Source organism: Streptomyces sp. NPDC059499, from assembly GCF_042749285.1.
Lineage (GTDB): Bacteria > Actinomycetota > Actinomycetes > Streptomycetales > Streptomycetaceae > Streptomyces.
In genome coordinates this window covers 117,916-137,510 of sequence record NZ_JBHYTT010000006.1, presented here as the reverse complement: position 1 = coordinate 137,510, position 19,595 = coordinate 117,916, and the positions used below count along the sequence as shown (strand labels likewise).

The window sequence follows — 19,595 nt, the reverse complement described above, 5'->3', positions numbered from 1 at the left end:
GCTCAGCCCACGCGCTCGATGCGGGCGTTGCGGATCAGGAACTTGCCGGGCTCGCGGACCTGCTCGAACGCGGCGTTGTTGAGCAGCGCGCAGCTGCCCGACACGGAGGTGACCTTCACGGTCGTCGCCTTGTCGTTGTCGAGGTTGGTCACCTTGAGCTCGGTGCCGACGGGGAACTGGCTGCTGGACGCGGCAGGGGCGCCGCCCTCGCCCGAGAGCGTCACGGTGGATCCGGCACAGACGACCTCTCCGGCCGCCTGGTCCCCTCCGCCGGGCGGCGCGGCGTCCGTCGGTTCCTCGGCCGGTGCCTCCGGCGCTTCCCCGGGCTGCGAGGCGGCAGGGGGCTCCGCCGGGGGAGCGGCGGGCGGAGCGGCCTCGCCCCCGCATCCCGAGGCGGCCTGCTGGCGCCGGATCTGCGCGAGGACCGCCTCCCGGTTCTCGATCCGGGCCGCCGACAGGGCGTCCGGATTCGCCCGCTGACCGGCGATGAACTGCTCGTTGTTGCTCAGGGCCGTGGCCAGCCCCGAACAGACGACCGACGAGTCCGCCGAGGGCGACTGCGACGCCTGACTCGTCCCGGCCAGCACGGCCGCGGTCCCTCCGGCGAGCGCGACGGCCCCGGCGAGCAGGGCGAGCTTCTTCTTCCGGCCGATGGTCTTCTTGCGTGACACGTAGGGCTCCTGTCCTCGGCCCGGGGCGCGAGCTGCACTCCGGCCGGTGCGGTGCGTGTGTGTCCCTACGTACGGGTAACCGGCCCCTTCGTTTCAACGGGCGTCGCGGTTCACTCCGGGGGCAGTGCCCGGCACAACGCAGCGAGCGCCTCCTCGTACGCGTGCTCGGGCGGTGTCGCATAGCCCACGACCAGCCCGTCCCGCCGTGCCGTCGCGCCGACGGCGGCCGGGTGCAGGTACGAGGAGAGCCCGTCCACCGCCAGCCCCTGCCAGGCCGCGGCCCGCACCACCGAACGCTCCGTGCCGCGCGGCAGTTCCAGCACCGCGTGCAGCCCCGCGGCGATCCCGGACACCCGTACCTGCGGGGCACGCCGCTCCAGGGCCGCCACCAGCTGATCGCGGCGCCGCCGGTGGCGCCGGCGCATCCGGCGCACCTGACGGTCGTACGAACCCGACTCGACGAAATCCGCCAGCGTCAGCTGCTCCGTGGCGCTCGACCACTGCTCCCGCTCGCCCTTCGCCGCGAGGACACCGTCCACCAGCCGTTCGGGCAGCACCATCCAGCCGATCCGCAGCGTGGGGGAGAGGCTCTTGCTCACGGACCCGAGCAGCACCACACGCTCGGGATCGAGTCCCTGCACCGCGCCCACCGGCTGCCGGTCGTAGCGGAACTCCCCGTCGTAGTCGTCCTCCACGACCAGGCCGCCGGTCGCCCGCGCCCAGTCGACCGCGGCGGCACGGCGCTCCGGATGCAGCGGGCCGCCGGTCGGGAACTGATGTGCCGGGGTGAGCAGTACCGCCCGCTCCCCCCGCCCCAACTCCCCGATCCGCGCGCCGTGTTCGTCGACGGCGACCGGCCGGGTCCGTACCCCGTGTCCGGCGAGCAGCTCACGATGGAACGGCAGCCCGTAGGCCTCGACCGCCCACGGCCCGCCCACCACGTCCGCCAGCAGCCGCAAGCCGTGGGCGGCGCCCGAACAGAGCACGATCCGCTCGGGCGAGGTCCGCACGCCGCGTACCCGGGCGAGATAGGCGGTCAGGGCCTCGCGCAGCTCGGGCCGCCCGTGCGGATCACCGGGCCCGAAGGCGTCGTGCGGGGCGCGGTCCAGTGCCCGACGGGCCGAGGCCAGCCAGGCGGTCCGAGGGAAGACCGAGGGGTCAGGCTTCCCCTGGACGAGATCGTGGACCGGCCGGGCGGGCCGCTCGCGGGTTCGCTGCCGGTACGTCCGGGTGAGGGGCACCGCCCTCTCGGCGACCCTGGTCCCCGAACCCTGGCGGGCGGCGAGCCAGCCCTCGGCGACGAGTTCGGCGTAGGCGTCGGCCACGGTGTTGCGGGCCAGCCCGAGATCCACGGCGAGCGAACGGTACGGCGGCAGCCGGGTCCCCGGGGCGAGCCGCCCGCTCCGGATCGCCTCGCGCAGCGCCCGCATCAGAACGGCCCGCCGGTTGCCGGTCCCCGACAGCTCGAGCGGCAGATCACTGCCCAGGATCTCCGCAGAATTGACCCATGAATCCTTCATCGAAATGCACCCCGTAACCAGTCAACGAACCTCCTAGATTCGTACCCATGACGACCACGGAGATCAAGCCCGCCACCGACGCCTCCCTCACCGCCTCCACCGTCCGGCTCAATTTCGCCAAGGCCGCCCCCAAGGTGTTCCGTGCCGTGATCGGCCTCGACGCGGCGGCCCGCGAGGGCCTGGACCCGACCCTGGTGGAGCTGGTCCAGATCCGCTCCTCGCACCTCAACCACTGCGCATACTGCCTCCACATGCACACCTGTGACGCCCGCAGGGCGGGCGAGAGCGAGGAGCGGCTGCACATGGTCGCCGTGTGGCAGGAGGCGGAGCACTTCTTCACGGCGAAGGAGCAGGCGGCGCTCGCCCTCACGGACGCGGTCACCCGCGTCGCGGACGCCGGAGTGCCCGACTCGGTGTACGAGCGCGCCGCCACGCACTTCGAGGAGCAGGAACTGGCCCAGCTCCTGGCCCTGATCCTCACGATCAACACCTGGAACCGCATCGCCCTCGCAACGGCCAAGCGCGCGGGCACGGACGAACGCTGATCCGGCTACATCAGCCGGGCCCTGAGTGCCAGCCACGCCTCCGCCTCGGCCCGCAGCTCCGGGTCGCGGACGTGGGGCAGGTGCTCACGGGTCGCGAGCGAGAGGCGCTTGGCCTGCCGGGAGAGGTTGATCACCGTGATGTTCTCGCGCGAGTACGCCGTCGTGTCCCGGGTGGCCACGTCGGCCCGGGACACCGGGATGCCGTCGAGGCAGGCGCGTACCGTCTCCTCCGGCGGCAGCAGCCCGGACCGGGCCATCTGGAGAAGAGCCTCGGCACGGCCGACGGCCCCGGCCGCCTCGCACTCCCGGAGCAGCCAGAGCCCGAGCCCGGCCCGGCGGGCCCGCTCCTCGTCCGTGCCCCCGGTGTTCCTCCGGCCGGAGGCCACCCACAGGAACCACCACCATGCCGCACGCTCCCTGGGTTCCTCCGGACAACGCCGCACGGCCCACCGCTCCCGCGCGTCCTGGTCGAGCCCCGCCAGATGCGCCACCCGGTCCCGGAGGGTCTCCGGTGACCACCGGGACCGCTCGCTCCGGGGCCCCGGAGCGAACCACGCCGGCGCCGAGAGCTTGAGTACCGTCCCGTCCTCCTCGTCGACCAGCAACCCGACCCCGCTGTCCTCACGTACGAAGCGCCGGCACCCCAGCCCGTCCGGGGCCACCTCCACGAGCGGGAACCCCAGCCGGTCCACAGCCGCCGCCAGGTCGTCGATGAGCAGGGGCACTTCGAGCCGGTGTGCCTGCACCATGACGTAAAGCCCCTGCCACGGCGCCTTCGGCGACTCCCGTTGCCAGGCGAACTCGGCGAGGCGGTAGGAGCGCAGCAACTGATCCGTGCTGCGGGTCTCCGCGTACCCGTCCCCGAGGAGCGCGGTGACCTCGTCCGGGGTGGAGGTGGCATCCGCGCCGTCCACGGTGCCGCTGATGACGAAGCCGGTACAGACACCCATGCCGGGAGGGCCCGGGATGCGTCCGCTCACCGCCCGAGCGCGTCCCGTACGGCGTCCTCCGACCGCGCCACCACGGCGGTCCCGTCGTCGGCGGTGATGATCGGCCGCTGGATCAGCTTCGGGTGCTCCGCCAGCGCCTCGATCCACCGCTCGCGCGAACCGGCTTCCTTCGGCCAATCCTTGAGCCCGAGCTCCTTCGCGACGGCCTCCTGGGTCCGGGTGATGTCCCACGGCTCCAGCCCGAGCCGGTCGAGGACCGCCCGGATCTCGTCGGGGGTGGGCACGTCCTCCAGGTAGCGCCGGACGGTGTAGTCGGCGCCCTCGGCGTCGAGCAGATCGACTGCGCTGCGGCACTTGGAACAGGCGGGATTGATCCAGATCTCCATGGGGCCAAGGGTACGGGAGGGATCCTCGAAAAGGCCTCTGGCCAGGGGCGATTGTCAGTGGCGGGCAGTAAAATGGAGGGAGTTCGTGAGGGTTCCACCACCGTGCCAGGAGGTTGCCGATGGCCGTTGCCACAGTCACGACCGAGCCGCTGAACAAGCCGCTGCGGAAGAAGCCGCTCCCCGCGGGCAGGCCCCGCGAGTGGTACGTCTCCCACAACCGCCGCCTCAAGGCCATGCGTCTGGCGATAGCCCTGCTCGACACGGGCGTCTACCAGCCGTCGAGCGCCGACAACGACAGGATCCGTGCGACAGCCGAACGCCTCGCCATCCACCCGCCGTCCGACACCACCTGCCGCATGGTCCGCGCCCTGATCCGCTACGGCCGCTGACACCGGCACCTGTGCCCCCGGGAGACCGGGGGCACAGGTATCGGCGGCGCAGCCCCCCCGCCATCAGCAGCACGACGACCAGGAGGACCCAGGGCCACTTCCGCCGCTCAGGTCCGCCACCGGGCGGCCCCCACACCCCGCACCGGTGCCGTCGCCGCACCTGGTCCTCGGGCGCGGGGTGCCGACCGCGCAGATGCCAGACTGCACGCCATGTCACTCGCCGACCTGACCTTCGACCACTGGCGCACCCTGGACCGGGACACGGCCGCGCGCTACGCCGGGGAAGCCGCCCGCCGGGTGGACGGCCGGCTCGTCCGGCTGGACAGCACCCCGCACCTCGGTGGTGTCCTGCACCACGCCGTCGTCGAACGGGCGGGTGAGGAATACGCGTTGATACCCGGGGGCCGGGTGACCGTCGGTTTCGATCCGGACACCTGGCAGCCGATGCCCGAGCAGCTCGCCTCGTACAGGGAGGAGAGCCTCGACGGCGGCTTCGGCTTCGACGAGGACCCACGGGCCCACCTGGCGCGCGTGATGACGCCGCGGCGCACGGTCACGCTGCCCACCGTGCTGATGGCGGTGGAGCCCGCGAAGCTCCCCGAAGTCCCCGGCCTGGTACCGGCGCTGCTCGCCGGGCGCGGTCTGCGGCTGCCCGCTCCCGACGAGTGGGAGCACGCCTGCGGGGCGGGCGCGCGGACGCTGTTCCGCTGGGGGAACGACTGCCCGTCGGACACGCTGCCGTACGGCAGCGGGCCAGGGCCCCAGCACCGGCCCCACGCCTTCGGTCTGCGTATCGCCTTCGACGTCTACGACACGGCGGAGATGACAGCCGATCCCGGGTCCGTATACGGCGGGGACGGCGGGGAAGCGGTCTGCGGGGGATACGGCACCTTCCTGGAGTGGCTGCCGCTGGCGACCGCCAACCACAACCCGTCCCTGGCGGACTTCCTCAACGGCCCCGAGGGAGAGGACATGTTCGAGGACTTCCATGCCCGCCCGGTGATCGATCTCGGCTGACGAGCGTCAAGGTGTGGCGTGTCACAGACAACGTGACGGCGCTGTGGGAACTTCAACTCTGTTACTCCCCAGTTGAGTTATCGACGCGCGTGGAGAGGGTCGAATTGAGCACTCTGCAAGCCATCACGCTCGACCAGGTGGTCGACACGGACCGCTACCCCCTGTCCGACCCCGGAAGCGTCGAGAGGCGGGCGGTGATCGACAGGGCCCGGCACGAACTGGCCACGGTCGGCTGCACCGTACTGCCGGACTTCATCCGCCCGTCGCTCCACGACGTCCTGCGCCAGGAGTGCGCGGCCATCGCACCCCAGGCGTACTTCGACGTCGAGACCGTCAACGTCTACAACATCTCCGTGGACGCGGACCTGCCCGAGGACCACCCGGGCCGGCGCACCTTCCAGAGGGGCAACGCGTTCGTCGCGCGCGACCGCGTCCCCGAGGACGCCCTCATCAGCCGGCTCTACACGCACGAGGTGTTCCAGCGCTTCGTGGCCGACTGCTTCGGACTGCCGGGGCTGCACGAGCTCGCCGACCCGCTCTCCGGGCTCGTCCTCAACGTCGTACGGCCGGGCATGGAGCACCCGTGGCACTTCGACACCAACGAGTACACGGTGAGCATGCTGACCCAGCAGGCCCGGTCCGGCGGTGACTTCGAGTACTGCCCGAACATCAGGACCGCCGAGGACGAGCACTTCGACGCCGTCCGCGACGTACTGGACGGCAGCACCGAGGGCGACCGGCTGCCCCTGCGGCCGGGCGACCTGCAGCTCTTCAAGGGCCGCTACTCCCTGCACCGCGTCAGCCCCGTAGGGGGCGACGTGGCACGCCACTCCGCGATCTTCGCCTACAGCGAGCGCCCCGGCGTCATCGGGAGCGTGGCACGCACCCGGCAGCTCTTCGGCCGTGTCCTGCCCGCGCACCTGGCCGCCGAAGGCCGGGCCGTACGGGGCGACAAGCTGCTGGACTAGCGGGCGGCCCGCGCAGACCGTTCCTGCCCCGCCCCGCGATCCACGGAGGAGTAACCCCTTGCGTTTCGACGCGAACGGAAAAGTGTCGCTCGACCACATCTACACCGCGCCCGACCCGCGCACGTACTTCCAGGTGCTCCGCCCTCTCGGCTACTGCGTCCCCCAACAGGCCAAGCCGTACTTCGAGAAGCTCATCAAGGAGTACCGGGAGGCCGAGGAGGTGTCCGTCCCGACCGTCCTGGACATCGGCTGCTCCTACGGGATCAATGCCGCCCTGCTGAAGTACGACGCGACGATGGACGAGTTGTACACGCGCTACGGCGAGGCCGCCGGGATGTCACACGAGGAGCTCCTGGCCCGCGACCGTGACCTCTCCCGCTCCCGCAGCCCCGCGCACGGCCTCCGCTTCACCGGCCTGGACGCCTCCACCAGCGCGCTCGCCTACGCCCGCGCGGCCGGTTTCCTCGACGAAACGGTCCACGCCGACCTGGAGAGGGACGACCCCACACCGGAGCAGCACGCCCGGCTCGCCGGGACGGACATCGTGATCTCGACGGGCTGCATCGGCTACGTCACCGAGCGGACCCTCACCCGCGTCGTGCGGGCGCAGGGCGAACGGCGCCCCTGGATGGCGCACTTCGTCCTGCGGATGTTCCCCTTCGACCCGGTCGAGGAAGCCCTGGCCGGGCTCGGATACCGCACCGTCCGGGTCGACGACGTCTTCAAGCAGCGGAAGTTCGCCGACCCGCAGGAACAGACACGCGTGCTGGACAGCATGGCGGCGGCCGGAGTGGATGCGCGCGGCCTGGAGGAGGAAGGCTGGATGTACGCACAGCTCTACCTCTCCCGCCCCAACTGACACCCGCCACCCTTCCCACCAACCGAAAGCAGAGCCGAATTGAACGTCAGCCAGGAAATTGCGGTCAGCGCCACCTTCGCCAGGGAGGGCGACCTTCCGCGTGTGCCGCTGCCCACGCTCGAGGCGACCTGCGAAAGGTTCCTCGCCTGGAGCGCACCGCTCCTGACCGCCGAGGAGCGGGCGGCGACCGAGGCCGAGGTCGCCGCCTTCCTGCGGCCCGACGGACCCGGCCGGGTCCTGCACGCGGCCTTGGAGGAGTACGACGGCACGGAGGGTGTGCACAGCTGGCTCGACACCTTCTGGCCGTACCGCTACCTCGGCCGCCGGGACCGGATCGCGCTCAACGCCAACTTCTTCTTCCTGTTCCAGGACACCGGCCAGGGGCAGCTCGACCGGGCGGCCGGACTCGTCGCCGGGGCGCTCAACTACAAGCGGCAGCTGGACGAGGGCCTCATCGCGCCGGTGGAGCAGCGCGGAGTGCCGCAGTCGATGGTGCAGAACAAGTACCTGTTCTCCACGACCCGCATCCCCGGCGTCCCGCTGGACACGGTCCGCGCCCCGTACAGCGACAGCGCGCCCGGCCCCTCCACGGCCCGGCACATCGTGGTGTTCTTCCGGGGCAGCATGTTCCGGCTGGACGTACTCGGTGAGGACGGCACCCCGCACAGCCTCGACGAGATCGAAGCCGGACTGCGAGCCGTGACCAAGGCCGACGTGCACACGGACGAGGCGGATAGGGCCGGTCACCTCACCAGCATGGCCCGCGCGGAATGGGCGGCGGCCCGGGACACCCTCCTCGCCCACCCGCGCAACGCCGAGACCCTGGACGACATCGAGACGGCGCTGTTCTGCGTCTGCCTGGAGGACTTCGCCCCCGGGGACACCAAGGCCACCTGCGACGAGCTGCTGTACGGGGACCGGGGCAACCGCTGGTTCGACAAGGCCGTCTCCTTCGTCGTCTACACCGACGGCCGGGCCGGCATCAACGTGGAGCACTGCGAGCTCGACGGGACGACCATCCTCAGCTTCACCGACGCGCTGCTCAGCACCCCGCCCGAGGAGCACGCCGACCGGTCCGGCGCCCGCGCTCAGGGCCAGCCGGTCCCGCAGCCCCTCGTGTTCGAGCTGGACGACGCCCAGCGGGCCCAGGTGCGTTCCGCCGCCGAGTCGTTCGCCGCGTACGGCGCCGCCACCGCTACCAGCACGGTCTCCTTCGACGACTTCGGCAGCACCGCGGCCAAGGCGCTCGGCGTATCGCCCGACGCGTTCGTCCAGGCCGCCTACCAGCTGGCCCACCAGCGCGCCAAGGGGCACCTCGGAGCCACGTACGAGTCGATCGCGACCCGCCAGTTCCGGCACGGCCGCACCGAGGCGATGCGCGTCGTCACCCCGGAGATGCCGGCCTTCGTGGCGGCGATGGACGACCCCGCCACCGACCGCGACACCCGCCGCGCCGCCTTCCGCGCCGCCGCGACCGCGCATGTGACCCGTGCGAAGGAATGCCAGGCCGGGGACGCCCCCGAGCAGCACCTGTGGGAGCTGGAACTCATCCAGCGCCGCCGCGGCGCCGAGCTCGGGATCACCGAACAGCCCGCCCTGTACCGCTCACCGGGCTGGCTCACGATGCGGGACGACTACCTCAGCACCAGCTCGGCCCCGTCGGAGAACATCCAGTACTTCGGCTTCGGCTCCACGAGCAGCAAGTGCATCGGCATCGCCTACGTCCTGCTGCCCGACCGCTTCAACCTCTACCTGAGCACGCCGCTCCCCGTGGCCGCCCAGATGCACGCCTTCGCGGACCGCCTCCGCGAGGCGGTCGCGGAACTGCGGGAGCTGCTGGCGGGCTGACAACGGGCAGGCGGCGAGCGGCCGTTCCGGCTCAGCCCGCCGCCTGCCCACCCCGGCGGGCCTTCACCGCCATGACGATCGGTGTGGGCCCACCGTGCTCGGCGAACCGCTCGAGCGTGAGACCGGCATCGAAGAAGCCATGGAGGAGGCCGGGCAGAGGCAGATGCCACGCTCCGACCTTGTCGCGCAGGCCCTGGTCCGTCCACGAGGCCGTGGTCCGGTCCGCATCGAGATATCCGGGGCGGACCACGACGGCATCGGCATCCGAACGGTCGGCGAACCCGCCGCAGAAACAGGGATGGACACCGATGTGCACGAACACCCCACCGGGCCGTAGCACCCGGGCCGCCTCGTGGAGCACGGTCGGATAGTCGGGCATGTCGGTGTGCACCATCACGGCGACGACGGCGGCCACGGATCCGTCGCGGATCGGCAGCCGCGCGGCGTCTGCCTGCGCGACCGGCAGGCGCCCGCGCGCATGGCCCAGCATCCCGGCGGACAGGTCGATGCCGACAGGAGCCCAGCCGAGCTCGCGAAGCCGTGCGGCGTGGACACCGGTGCCACAGCCGATCTCCAGACAGGCGGCCCCTGCTCCCACGCCGAGAAGCTCACCCAGGAGATGACCGAGGCCGCGGGGGTTGCCCGCATTCGCTCCGGCCGCCGGGCCGCCGAGGAAATCCCGTTCGTACCAGTCCGCGATCCGGTCGTACGCCGCTGTCCGCGTCATGGGGTGGTCCGTTCGTCGGGGAGCCCGTCGCCCCAGTACTGCCCCGTCGAGGGCCCCCTGCTGCCGGTTTCGCCGGCGGCGCAACGGCCGGAACGGGTTGGCGGGCCTCAACCACGCCCGGCGGCAACGTCAGCAGCGCGTCGACGGCGGGTCGACATCCGGCCCGCCGCGGTGAGGCGTGGTGACGTAGCCCTCCGCCGGAGCCGGCAGCGCACCGACGCACTCCGCAGAGCACGCGTTGACGAGCAGCGGCAGGACATCGGTCGCCACGACACGCGATATCCAGACCTGCCGGAGCCGTCCGTCCTCCAGCGGGCCGTCGCAGACGCTGCAGTTGCGGATCGCCTCCGCACCCCACCGATGGGGCTCCGCCACCCCGAGGTCCCACTCGTCCGCCTGCCGGAGCGGGGGAAAGGGCGGCCGGTACTTGAAGTTGCCGTACAGGGCCCGCGTACTCACCGTGCTCCGCCGCAGCTCGCGGCAGCGGGTGATCTCGTACGGGAACCAGTGCAGCCGGTGCGAGGTGTACGGGCTGAACTCCTCCAGGCTCGTCATCGCCCCGATCTCGGGCGGGACGCGCACCAGGTTGCTGCCGTAGAGGACGAAGTGCTTCACCGCGGTCAGCTTGGCGACGGCCCGCGGCAGCGTGACGATCTGGCGCCGCTCGCCCGGGCTCAGCTCGACCAGCGGCTTGAACACCTCCCGGCCGTCGGCCGCCGCCTCGTCGATCAGTTCCAGCAGACGCAACCAGCCCGGGGCCGAGGTGTCCTGCCGGTCGGGATGGAAGCCGACCGGCTTCCCGCTGTGCTCCCCGCGCCTGTCGAGGCAATGACACCGGTCACGGGCGGGCTCGTCCCCACCCGGCCCCACCGCGTCGGCCCATCGGTTGCTGAACAGCTTCGGCTGATCTTCCTCACCCATGGCGCCAACCTACGGAACCGCCGGGGCGTGCGACGAGGGGTTTTGTGCGCGGACGTGGAAAAGGCCGTCGGCCGTGTCCTCCCGGGCGGGGAAGACACGGCCGACGGCCCACGGACGGCTCAGGCGAGCGGAACCCGCTCTGACCTGCGGCCTTCCTAGATGTCGAAGTACAGCTCGAACTCGTGCGGGTGCGGGCGCAGCTGGATCGGGGCGATCTCGTTCGTGCGCTTGTAGTCGATCCACGTCTCGATCAGGTCGGGCGTGAAGACGCCGCCGGCCTGGAGGTAGTCGTGGTCCGCCTCGAGGGCGTCGAGGACCGCCGGGAGCGAGGTCGGGACCTGCTGGACGCCCGCGTGCTCCTCGGGGGCCAGCTCGTACAGGTCCTTGTCGATCGGCTCCGGGGGCTCGATCTTGTTCTTCACGCCGTCCAGGCCGGCCATCAGCAGGGCCGAGAACGCCAGGTACGGGTTCGAGGACGGGTCCGGGGCGCGGAACTCGACGCGCTTGGCCTTCGGGTTGGAGCCCGTGATCGGGATACGCATCGCGGCGGAGCGGTTGCGCTGCGAGTACACCATGTTGACCGGGGCCTCGAAGCCCGGGACCAGGCGGTGGTAGGAGTTCACCGTCGGGTTGGTGAAGGCCAGCAGCGACGGGGCGTGCTTCAGGATGCCGCCGATGTAGTAGCGGGCCATGTCCGACAGACCGGCGTAACCCTGCTCGTCGTAGAAGAGCGGCGTGCCGCCCTGCCACAGCGACTGGTGGACGTGCATGCCCGAGCCGTTGTCACCGAAGATCGGCTTCGGCATGAAGGTCGCGGTCTTGCCGTTGCGCCAGGAGACGTTCTTCACGATGTACTTGAAGAGCATCAGGTCGTCGGCCGCGGCGAGCAGCGTGTTGAACTTGTAGTTGATCTCCGCCTGGCCGGCGGTGCCGACCTCGTGGTGCTGGCGCTCGACCTGGAGGCCGTTCTTGTCCAGCTCCAGGGAGATCTCGGCACGCAGGTCGGCGAAGTGGTCGACCGGCGGGGTCGGGAAGTAGCCGCCCTTGTAGCGGACCTTGTAGCCGCGGTTGTTGTCCTCGGACCCGGTGTTCCAGGCGCCGGCCTCGGAGTCGATGTGGTAGAAGCTCTCGTTCGCCGACGTCTGGAAGCGGACGTTGTCGAAGACGTAGAACTCGGCCTCGGGACCGAAGTACGCGGTGTCGGCGACACCGGTCGAGGCGAGGTAGGCCTCGGCCTTCTTGGCCACGTTCCGCGGGTCACGGCTGTACTGCTCGCCCGTGATCGGGTCGTGGATGAAGAAGTTGATGTTGACGGTCTTGTCGCGGCGGAACGGGTCGACGCGGGCGGTCGAGATGTCCGCGCGGAGCGCCATGTCGGACTCGTGGATGGCCTGGAAACCGCGGATCGACGAGCCGTCGAACGCAAGCTCCTCGTTCGGGTCGAAGACTGCCGCCGGGATGGTGAAGTGCTGCATCACACCGGGCAGGTCGCAGAACCGGACGTCGATGAACTTGACGTCTTCGTCGGCGATGTACTTCTTCACGTCGTCGGCGTTCTGGAACATCCAACTCCTCCTACTCCCGACCCGGAGAAGGGCGGGGTTGCAGCTCTTTCGTGCGGCCAGTGCGGTGGCACACGCTGGACCCGACCATAGGCAGGCAGGATTTCTCAAGCATGACCCATTTGTTTCGCCCAAGTTAACCAGCCCGGGCGGCAGCGGCACCTCAGCGACGTTTATCAGTGCCCCGCCCGGCCAGGTGCAAACACGGGCGCAGTACCGTGGACGGGTGGACAACAGGCAAGCAATCGGATCGTGGCTCTCGGGGCCACGCGCGGCGGCCGAGGAGATGGGCGCCGACTTCGGTTACCGGGGCGAGCGCCTCGGTCTGCCCCAGGAAGGCCCGGGGGCCGTGGCCCCGCTCGGCCGGCGCTTCGGGGCACTCTTCATCGACTGGACCGTGTGCATGGTGATCGCATACGGGCTGCTCGCTCAAGGTGACCAACAGGCGGCCGGGAACTGGGCGCTGGCCGTCTTCCTCGTACTGAGCCTGCTGACGGTCGGAACCATCGGTTCCACCCCGGGCAAGCGCATCCTGGGCCTGCGGGTCGTCGCCGAGGGCGGCGGGCGGCTCGGCACCGGGCGGGTGATCGTACGGACCGTACTGCTGCTCCTGGTCATCCCCGCCCTGGTCTGGGACCGCGACAGCCGCGGTCTCCACGACCGGCTGGCCCGTGCTGTCCAGGTACGCATCTAGAAGGCGCGGAGCAACGAGGGCGGCCCCGGACGATAACGTCCGGGGCCGCCCTCGTTCCGTACGAAGTACGTCAGCGCATCTTTCCGCCGCGCGGCATCCGCATGCCCTTCGGCATCGGGCCCTTCGGCAGCGGCATGTTGCTCATCAGGTCGCCCATGGCCCGCAGCCGGTCGTTGGCAGCGGTGACCTGCGCGCCCGTCAGCACCCGCGGGAGCTTCAGCATTTTGGTGCGCACCTTCTTGAGCGGCACCTGGCCCTCGCCGTCGCCGACGATGATGTCGTGCACCGGCACGTCCACCACGATCCGGGCCATCTTCTTCTTCTCCGCGGCCAGCAGGCTCTTCACCCGGTTCGGGTTGCCCTCGGCGACCAGCACGATGCCCGCCTTGCCGACGGCCCGGTGGACGACGTCCTGACTGCGGTTCATCGCGACCGCCGGAGTCGTGCTCCAGCCGCGGCCGACACGGTCCAGCACGGCCGCCGCAGCGCCCGGCTGTCCCTCCATCTGCCCGAAGGCCGCGCGCTCGGCACGTCGTCCGAAGATGATCGCCATTGCGAGGAGGGCCAGTACGAAGCCCAGGATGCCCGCGTAGACCGGGTGATCGATCAAGAAACCGATCGCGAGGAGGACACCGAAGGTGACGATTCCCACACCCGCGACGACAAGACCGATCTTGGGGTCGGTCCGCCTGGTCATCTTGTAGGTCAGGGCGATCTGCTTGAGTCGCCCCGCGTTCTCGGCGCTGTCCGCGCCTTCAGTGGTGTTTGCCTTCCTCGCCATGTACTGAAGTTTACGTGGCCTCGGACCGGCCTAGGAACGGCGGTCGGCCACAGCCTCCAGCACATGCTGTGCCTCGACCCGGTCCTTGGCCCTGCGGCGGTCCTCGAGGACCGCCGTCCAGGCGTTCTGGCGGGCGGTGCGCTGGCCGCTGCTCATCAGCAGCGACTCGACGGCGCGGAGTGCGGTGGTGACGGACGGGATCGCGTTGGCTCGTACCGGCGCGGCGTGCATCGTGGTCGTTCCCCCTCGGAGCGGATGCGCGCACCCGGCGCGCACTGGGTAGCGGGAAGCAGTGACTGCGGCGGCCCCGGGGGCTGCCGCTGTATGTGTACCTAGGGTCACTGCTTGGTGTTACCAGTGCATGACCGGTCGGTCAAACACCAATGAAACCCTGATTTCGGCGCCGCGCACGCCGACGCGGCCCATACGGGCCCCCGACCTGCGGGGAGCGTACGGGCCGCGTCGAATCAGCCATTACTGCTCAGTAGCTTCTTGTGCGCGGATTCACACGGCCTCGGCGGCCGCGGTCGCTCACGCGACGGTCGCGCCCCGGGCCTCCATCGCCTGCTTGAAGAGACGGCCGGCGCGGTACGAGGAGCGCACCAGCGGCCCCGACATCACGCCGGAGTAGCCGATCGCGTCGGCCTCGTCCTTCAGCTCCACGAACTCCTGCGGCTTCACCCAGCGCTCGACCGGGTGGTGCCGCGGAGTGGGCCGCAGGTACTGCGTAATCGTGATGAGCTCGCAACCCGCGTCGTGCAGGTCCTGGAGCGCCTCGCTGACTTCCTCGCGGGTCTCGCCCATGCCGAGGATCAGGTTGGACTTGGTCACCAGACCGGCCTCACGGGCCCGGGTGATGACCTCGAGGGAGCGCTCGTAACGGAAACCGGGGCGGATCCGCTTGAAGATCCGCGGCACCGTCTCGACGTTGTGCGCGAGCACCTCGGGGCGCGAGGAGAAGACCTCGGCGAGCTGCTCGGGGACCGCGTTGAAGTCGGGGATCAGCAGCTCCACCTTGGTGGCGCCGGTCGCCCGCTCGGCGGTCTGGGCGTGGATCTGGCGCACGGTCTCCGCGTACAGCCAGGCGCCACCGTCCTCCAGGTCGTCACGTGCGACGCCGGTGATCGTGGCGTAGTTCAGGTCCATCGTGACCACGGACTCGCCCACGCGGCGGGGCTCGTCGCGGTCCAGGGCCTCGGGCTTGCCCGTGTCGATCTGGCAGAAGTCGCAGCGCCGGGTGCACTGGTCGCCGCCGATGAGGAAGGTCGCCTCGCGGTCTTCCCAGCATTCGTAGATGTTCGGACAGCCGGCTTCCTGGCACACGGTGTGCAGACCCTCGCTCTTCACGAGCTTCTGCATCTTCGTGTACTCGGGGCCCATCTTCGCCCGGGTTTTGATCCACTCCGGCTTGCGCTCGATGGGGGTCTGGCTGTTTCGGACCTCCAGGCGCAGCATCTTGCGCCCGTCGGGTGCGACACCGGACACTCCGGCACCCCTTTGCTTTCGCTGCATTGGATTCTTCGGCGAACACCAGGGTACGCCCGTGGTTAGAACGGCCTTACGTCTGCCCAACCTGTGGCCGACAGGGCCTATTCCCGGCCCCGTGGTCAGGCGGGGGTGGCCGCGGCCCCGACGGTCCGGGGCGCGAGCTCCGCGTTCTCCAGGATGTCCCTGAGGTGCCTCTCGGCGACCGGCAGCACCTCCGCGATCGTGACCTCCCGGCCCAGCTCGTACGAGAGCGAGGTGACGCCCGCGTCACGGATGCCGCACGGCACGATCCTGTCGAACCACGTGTTGTCCGGGTTCACGTTCAGCGCGAAGCCGTGCATGGTCACACCCTTGGCGACCCGGATGCCGATCGCGGCCAGCTTGCGGTCCTCGCGGCGCTGGCCGGCGTTGGACGGCGCGTACTCCGGGCCGTTCAGCCGGGGGTCGAACTCCTCGTCGTGCAGACGGGGGTCGAAGTCCAGGGAGAGTCCGCCGAGCGCGGGGCGCTCCTCGACCGGGTCGCCGAGGACCCAGACACCACTGCGGCCCTCGACCCGGGAGGTCTCCACGCCGAAGTCGGCGGCCGTACGGATCAGGGCGTCCTCCAGCCGTCGCACATGGGCGACGACGTCGACCGGCCGCGGCAGCTTCTGGATGGGATAGCCGACGAGCTGGCCCGGACCGTGCCAGGTGATCTTTCCGCCGCGGTCCACATCGATGACGGGCGTGCCGTCCAGGGGGCGCTCACTGTCGGTCGTGCGCCGCCCCGCCGTGTAGACGGGCGGGTGCTCGAGGAGCAGGCAGGTGTCGGGTACGGAGTCCTCGAACCGGGCCGCGTGCACCTCCCGCTGCTTCTGCCAGGCCTCCTGGTAGTCGACCGCTTCCTCGCCGAATCCCAGACGGACGAACCGCAGCTCACTCACTTCGGATGCCTCCCTGTTCGGGTGTCGGGAGGCCGGGGGGTGTCCCCGGGACCACGGCACCATGCACTGATATGCGCCCTGAGCCACTGTACGACCGTTCGGGGGACGGACGTCCGGCAGGTTCGCTCCCGGCCGTCCTGTCAGCGATGTCCACAATCCTCACACGATCGGATGAATGTGGAGCGAAGGTCGTTGGGGCGGCTGCCGGGACAGCTAAATTCGCGCCGTTCCATAAGGGCTCCCCGCCCGGCCCCGAAGGCAGGAGACCGTACAGCTGATGTCGGAACGACCTCCGCAGCGCACCCCCAACAGGCGGCTCGCTGCGCTCATCGCGGAAGCCGGATTCTCCCACGCGGGTCTGGCCCGCAGGGTGGATCAGCTGGGCCTCGAACACGGGCTCGATCTGCGGTACGACAAGACCTCGGTGACCCGCTGGCTGCGTGGCCAGCAACCGAGGGGAACCACCCCCGCGCTGATCGCGGAGGTCTTCACCCGGCGACTGGGGCGCCGGCTCTCCGCGCAGGACCTGGGGCTGGACGCGTGCGCCCCCGTCTACGCCGGGCTGGAGTTCGCGGCCACGCCCGCCGAAGCCGTCGACATCGTCAGCGGGCTGTGGCGGAAGGACTCCGGCAGCCATGCGGAGCTGCGCAAGATCGCGTTCACCCCGGCCGGACTCGTCGTGCCCAGCCGGGACTGGCTGATCGGGCGGGCCGACGAATGGGTCGGACGCGGAGAACCGGCGACGGCGGCCGCTTCCCGCGGCGCCGGCGGTGCCGGCCCCGCGAGCGGTGCGAACGGAGCGGCGCACGGCATGGCGGGCCTGCCCGCCCCGCGCGCACCCGGCGACGCGGGCGCCGTCCGCACGAACGGCTTCCACGCGTCCGGCGGCGCCCACACCCATCACGGCCCCGGGGGCGCACCCGGGGCGTCGGCCCACGGTGGCCGGGCCGGCAGCCGGGGCCCCGGTTCGGCCCGCCCGCCCGCACCGGCGCAGCCGCCCCTCGGCGTGCCCCGTCAGCGGCAGACCGACCGCGGCCCCGGCCAGCGGGTCGGCAACGGCGACGTCGCGGCCCTGCGGTCGGTCGGGGAGCTCTTCCGCACCCTGGACAACGCCTACGGCGGCGGTCACGCCCGGCAGGCCCTCGTCAGGTACCTGGAGCACGAGGCCGAGCCCATGCTCCGGGGAAGCTACGGCGAGACCGTCGGCAGGCGGCTGTTCTCCGCGGCGGCCGATCTGACCCGGCTGGCGGGCTGGACCTCGTACGACATCGCCGCGCACGGCCTGGCCCAGCGCTACTTCGTGCAGGCGCTGAGGCTCGCGCAGGCGGCCGGTGACCGGGGGTACGGCTCGTTCGTCCTGATCACGATGAGCCGGCAGGCGGTGTACCTCGGGCACGGCAGGGAAGCGGTGCAGCTCGCCCGGGTCGCCCAGCAGGGGATCGGATCCTCGGCGCCGCCCGTGGTCATGGCACTGCTGCACGCCGTCGAGGCGCGCGGACACGGGGTGCTCGGCGAGACTCGGGCGTGCATCGCCGCACTCGTACGCGCGGAACGGGCCCTGCAGTCCGAGCGCCCCGGGGACGACGTGCCGCACTGGGCCCGCTACTTCGACGAGGCGCAGCTCGCCGACGAGTTCGGCCACTGCCACCGCGATCTGCAGCAGTACCGGGTCGCCGTGCAGCACGCCGAGCGGTCGCTCCAGCTGCGCGCTCCGGCGTACGCCCGCAGCAGGCTGTTCTGCCGTGTGGTGCTCGCTTCCGCACGGCTCGGACTCGGCGAGCTGGACCAGGCCTGCCTGCTGGGCGCCGAGGCGGCCCAGCAGGCTTCGGAGATGCGGTCGGTGCGCGCCACGGAGTACGTGCGGGACTTCGAGCGCCGACTCGAGCCGTACCGGGACGCGGTAGCCGTGCGGGGCTACCGCGACCGGGTCGCCGCACTCGGCTGAGCCGGCCTACGCGGCGGCGGGCAGCGCGGCCCCGCCGCCGGGTTCCTGCCGCACGCCCAGGTCCGCGAGGATCGCCGAGGCCGCGCGGTGCCCCGAGTGCAGGGCGCCCTGGACCGTGCTCGTGTCGCGGTGGTCCCCGCACACGTACAGGCCGGCCAGGACCCGGACCGGCCGGTGCAGATCGTGCGGGGGCGGCATCGTGGGCACCGCCTCCGGGTCGTGATGGGCCGCCAGGAGTTCCCAGTCGTGCGTGGGAGTGCCGTAGAGCACGGCGAGGTGCTCGCGGACCGTGCGGTCGAGGTCCGGTGGCGGAGGACCGAGCACCGTGGAGGTGATCAGCGTCCGGCCGTGCGGCGCGCGCGACGGGTCGACCTCGCTCATCACGGCGGTGTGCGCGACCGGACCCGAGCGGTCCGCGTCCAGCAGCAGGTGCGCTCCCGTCGGCGGGGGTGCGGGCGCGGTGTGGTGAAGCACCGTCACCGGGTGGAAGGCCGGCATCCGCAGGCCGGGCAGCAACTCCGCGGCCGCGCCCGCTCCGGTGGCCAGCAGCAGGGAGCGACAGCCCAGCTCGCCGTGTTCCTTGGTGCGTACGGATGTGATGTCGGCGGCCGTGACGTGCACCCCGGTGCGTACGGTGCCGGGTGGCAGGGCGGCCGCAAGCAGCCGGGGCAGCTCCGCGGAACCGCCCGACGGCACGCAGAGCCTGCCGCGCGCGTAGCTGCGCAGGGCGAGCTCGGCGCAGCGGCTCGATGTGGTGAGCGTGGGATCGCTGAGCAGCGCGGTGAGCAGGGGGTGCAGGAAACCGCTGACCATCCGCGGGGAGGGGCCACGTGCCGACAGGGCCGCGCGTGCGGTCCGGTCCGGCCTGGCCAGGATCCGGGCCGCCGGTGCGGCGGCGAGGCGGCCGAGCCAGGAACCCAGCCGGGCCTGTTCGATCGCCCCGCCCAGGGGCGCGAGGGGGGCGCTCGATCGAGTGCGCACCGCTTTGAGTGCGCCCCTTGCGCTCCGTACATCACCGGCGCGGTACCGGCGGCCTCCGCTGTGGACGAGCACCCCGGGGGCGAAGTCCCGCAGCACCAGGCCGTCGAGCCCCGGGGTGGTGCCCAGCTCCGGGTAGGCGGAGCTGAGCAGTGGACCGATGTGGTCGAGCCGGAACCCGTCCACGTCGTGGGTGATCATCCGGCCGCCGACGTGCGGAGCGGCTTCCAGGACGCTGACGTTCACTCCTGCGCTGGTCAGTTGATGAGCCGCTGACAGGCCGGCGATCCCGGCCCCGATGATGACCACATCCGCGTGGTGTGCCGTGTGTGCCGTAAACACGTACCCCTCCCCGAGTCGGCGCGACTGGTGGGAGGCTCTTGCCCCCAACAGGCCCCCGGAATGCCGGAGTTCGGGTCGAGG

Annotated in this window: 20 protein-coding genes; 8 read left to right on the top strand and 12 right to left on the bottom strand. The window is 71.2% G+C overall.

Annotated elements, in window-relative coordinates; all coding sequences use genetic code 11:
- Positions 1 to 2: 2 nt before the first annotated feature.
- Both ACFW9O_RS16575 and ACFW9O_RS16570 read right to left on the bottom strand, forming a co-directional pair.
- Entirely contained in the window at positions 3 to 671 is a 669-nt protein-coding gene (locus tag ACFW9O_RS16575; RefSeq protein ID WP_351176063.1) for a hypothetical protein, read from the bottom strand.
- A 110-nt stretch (positions 672 to 781) separates the two neighbouring features.
- Entirely contained in the window at positions 782 to 2,191 is a 1,410-nt protein-coding gene (locus ACFW9O_RS16570; protein ID WP_384609888.1) for a PLP-dependent aminotransferase family protein, read from the bottom strand.
- A 47-nt stretch (positions 2,192 to 2,238) separates the two neighbouring features.
- Here ACFW9O_RS16570 and ACFW9O_RS16565 point away from each other — a divergent pair, with 47 nt between their 5' ends.
- Positions 2,239 to 2,736, top strand: a complete 498-nt coding sequence (locus ACFW9O_RS16565) for a carboxymuconolactone decarboxylase family protein (RefSeq protein WP_384609885.1) — start codon at positions 2,239 to 2,241, stop codon at positions 2,734 to 2,736.
- Positions 2,737 to 2,741: 5 nt separating this feature from the next.
- Here ACFW9O_RS16565 and ACFW9O_RS16560 read toward each other — a convergent pair whose 3' ends face one another.
- Both ACFW9O_RS16560 and ACFW9O_RS16555 read right to left on the bottom strand, forming a co-directional pair.
- The gene (locus ACFW9O_RS16560) at positions 2,742 to 3,716 is read right to left on the bottom strand and encodes a hypothetical protein (RefSeq protein ID WP_384609883.1); all 975 of its coding nucleotides are present in this window, start codon (positions 3,714 to 3,716) and stop codon (positions 2,742 to 2,744) included.
- Complete coding sequence (locus tag ACFW9O_RS16555) at positions 3,713 to 4,072, bottom strand: arsenate reductase family protein (protein ID WP_384609880.1); 360 nt, start codon at positions 4,070 to 4,072, stop codon at positions 3,713 to 3,715. The genes ACFW9O_RS16560 and ACFW9O_RS16555 overlap by 4 nt, the downstream gene beginning before the upstream one ends.
- Positions 4,073 to 4,191: 119 nt before the next feature.
- On the opposite strand from ACFW9O_RS16555, the gene ACFW9O_RS16550 reads away from it, so the two are divergent.
- From ACFW9O_RS16550 to ACFW9O_RS16530, 5 genes are all read left to right on the top strand, one after another.
- Positions 4,192 to 4,461 (top strand): hypothetical protein, encoded by a 270-nt coding sequence (locus tag ACFW9O_RS16550; RefSeq protein WP_351176071.1) that lies wholly within the window; start codon positions 4,192 to 4,194, stop codon positions 4,459 to 4,461.
- Between the two features lie 210 nt (positions 4,462 to 4,671).
- Entirely contained in the window at positions 4,672 to 5,478 is an 807-nt protein-coding gene (locus tag ACFW9O_RS16545) for a hypothetical protein (RefSeq protein WP_384609877.1), read from the top strand.
- Positions 5,479 to 5,582: 104 nt separating this feature from the next.
- Positions 5,583 to 6,446 carry an arpA protein gene (locus tag ACFW9O_RS16540; protein ID WP_384609874.1) on the top strand — a complete coding sequence of 288 codons (864 nt, stop codon included), beginning with the start codon at positions 5,583 to 5,585 and terminating at the stop codon, positions 6,444 to 6,446.
- A 58-nt stretch (positions 6,447 to 6,504) separates the two neighbouring features.
- Positions 6,505 to 7,305, top strand: a complete 801-nt coding sequence (locus tag ACFW9O_RS16535; RefSeq protein ID WP_384609871.1) for a class I SAM-dependent methyltransferase — start codon at positions 6,505 to 6,507, stop codon at positions 7,303 to 7,305.
- Between the two features lie 39 nt (positions 7,306 to 7,344).
- The gene (locus ACFW9O_RS16530; RefSeq protein WP_384609868.1) at positions 7,345 to 9,153 is read left to right on the top strand and encodes a choline/carnitine O-acyltransferase; all 1,809 of its coding nucleotides are present in this window, start codon (positions 7,345 to 7,347) and stop codon (positions 9,151 to 9,153) included.
- A 31-nt stretch (positions 9,154 to 9,184) separates the two neighbouring features.
- On the opposite strand, the gene ACFW9O_RS16525 is transcribed toward ACFW9O_RS16530, so the two are convergent.
- From ACFW9O_RS16525 to glnA, 3 genes are all read right to left on the bottom strand, one after another.
- Positions 9,185 to 9,880, bottom strand: coding sequence for a class I SAM-dependent methyltransferase (locus tag ACFW9O_RS16525; RefSeq protein ID WP_384609865.1), 696 nt, complete (start codon positions 9,878 to 9,880; stop codon positions 9,185 to 9,187).
- A gap of 129 nt (positions 9,881 to 10,009) precedes the next feature.
- On the bottom strand, positions 10,010 to 10,801 hold the full coding sequence (locus ACFW9O_RS16520) for a leucine-rich repeat domain-containing protein (protein ID WP_384609862.1): 792 nt from the start codon (positions 10,799 to 10,801) through the stop codon (positions 10,010 to 10,012).
- 155 nt (positions 10,802 to 10,956) lie between these two features.
- Positions 10,957 to 12,366 carry a type I glutamate--ammonia ligase gene (gene glnA / locus ACFW9O_RS16515; RefSeq protein ID WP_351173582.1) on the bottom strand — a complete coding sequence of 470 codons (1,410 nt, stop codon included), beginning with the start codon at positions 12,364 to 12,366 and terminating at the stop codon, positions 10,957 to 10,959.
- A gap of 223 nt (positions 12,367 to 12,589) precedes the next feature.
- Here glnA and ACFW9O_RS16510 point away from each other — a divergent pair, with 223 nt between their 5' ends.
- The gene (locus tag ACFW9O_RS16510) at positions 12,590 to 13,057 is read left to right on the top strand and encodes an RDD family protein (RefSeq protein ID WP_384609859.1); all 468 of its coding nucleotides are present in this window, start codon (positions 12,590 to 12,592) and stop codon (positions 13,055 to 13,057) included.
- Between the two features lie 70 nt (positions 13,058 to 13,127).
- On the opposite strand, the gene ACFW9O_RS16505 is transcribed toward ACFW9O_RS16510, so the two are convergent.
- The 4 genes from ACFW9O_RS16505 to lipB form a co-directional block, all read right to left on the bottom strand.
- Positions 13,128 to 13,838, bottom strand: a complete 711-nt coding sequence (locus ACFW9O_RS16505) for a DUF4191 domain-containing protein (RefSeq protein ID WP_329211824.1) — start codon at positions 13,836 to 13,838, stop codon at positions 13,128 to 13,130.
- A gap of 30 nt (positions 13,839 to 13,868) precedes the next feature.
- Positions 13,869 to 14,069 carry a hypothetical protein gene (locus ACFW9O_RS16500; protein WP_351173588.1) on the bottom strand — a complete coding sequence of 67 codons (201 nt, stop codon included), beginning with the start codon at positions 14,067 to 14,069 and terminating at the stop codon, positions 13,869 to 13,871.
- Positions 14,070 to 14,369: 300 nt separating this feature from the next.
- Positions 14,370 to 15,323, bottom strand: a complete 954-nt coding sequence (gene lipA / locus ACFW9O_RS16495) for a lipoyl synthase (RefSeq protein WP_383173484.1) — start codon at positions 15,321 to 15,323, stop codon at positions 14,370 to 14,372.
- Between the two features lie 122 nt (positions 15,324 to 15,445).
- Positions 15,446 to 16,249 carry a lipoyl(octanoyl) transferase LipB gene (gene lipB, locus ACFW9O_RS16490; RefSeq protein WP_384609855.1) on the bottom strand — a complete coding sequence of 268 codons (804 nt, stop codon included), beginning with the start codon at positions 16,247 to 16,249 and terminating at the stop codon, positions 15,446 to 15,448.
- A gap of 277 nt (positions 16,250 to 16,526) precedes the next feature.
- Here lipB and ACFW9O_RS16485 point away from each other — a divergent pair, with 277 nt between their 5' ends.
- Positions 16,527 to 18,194, top strand: a complete 1,668-nt coding sequence (locus ACFW9O_RS16485) for a regulator (RefSeq protein ID WP_384609852.1) — start codon at positions 16,527 to 16,529, stop codon at positions 18,192 to 18,194.
- A 6-nt stretch (positions 18,195 to 18,200) separates the two neighbouring features.
- On the opposite strand, the gene ACFW9O_RS16480 is transcribed toward ACFW9O_RS16485, so the two are convergent.
- A complete protein-coding gene (locus ACFW9O_RS16480; RefSeq protein ID WP_384609849.1) occupies positions 18,201 to 19,514 on the bottom strand; it encodes an NAD(P)/FAD-dependent oxidoreductase in 1,314 nt (437 codons plus the stop codon).
- Positions 19,515 to 19,595 lie beyond the last annotated feature (81 nt).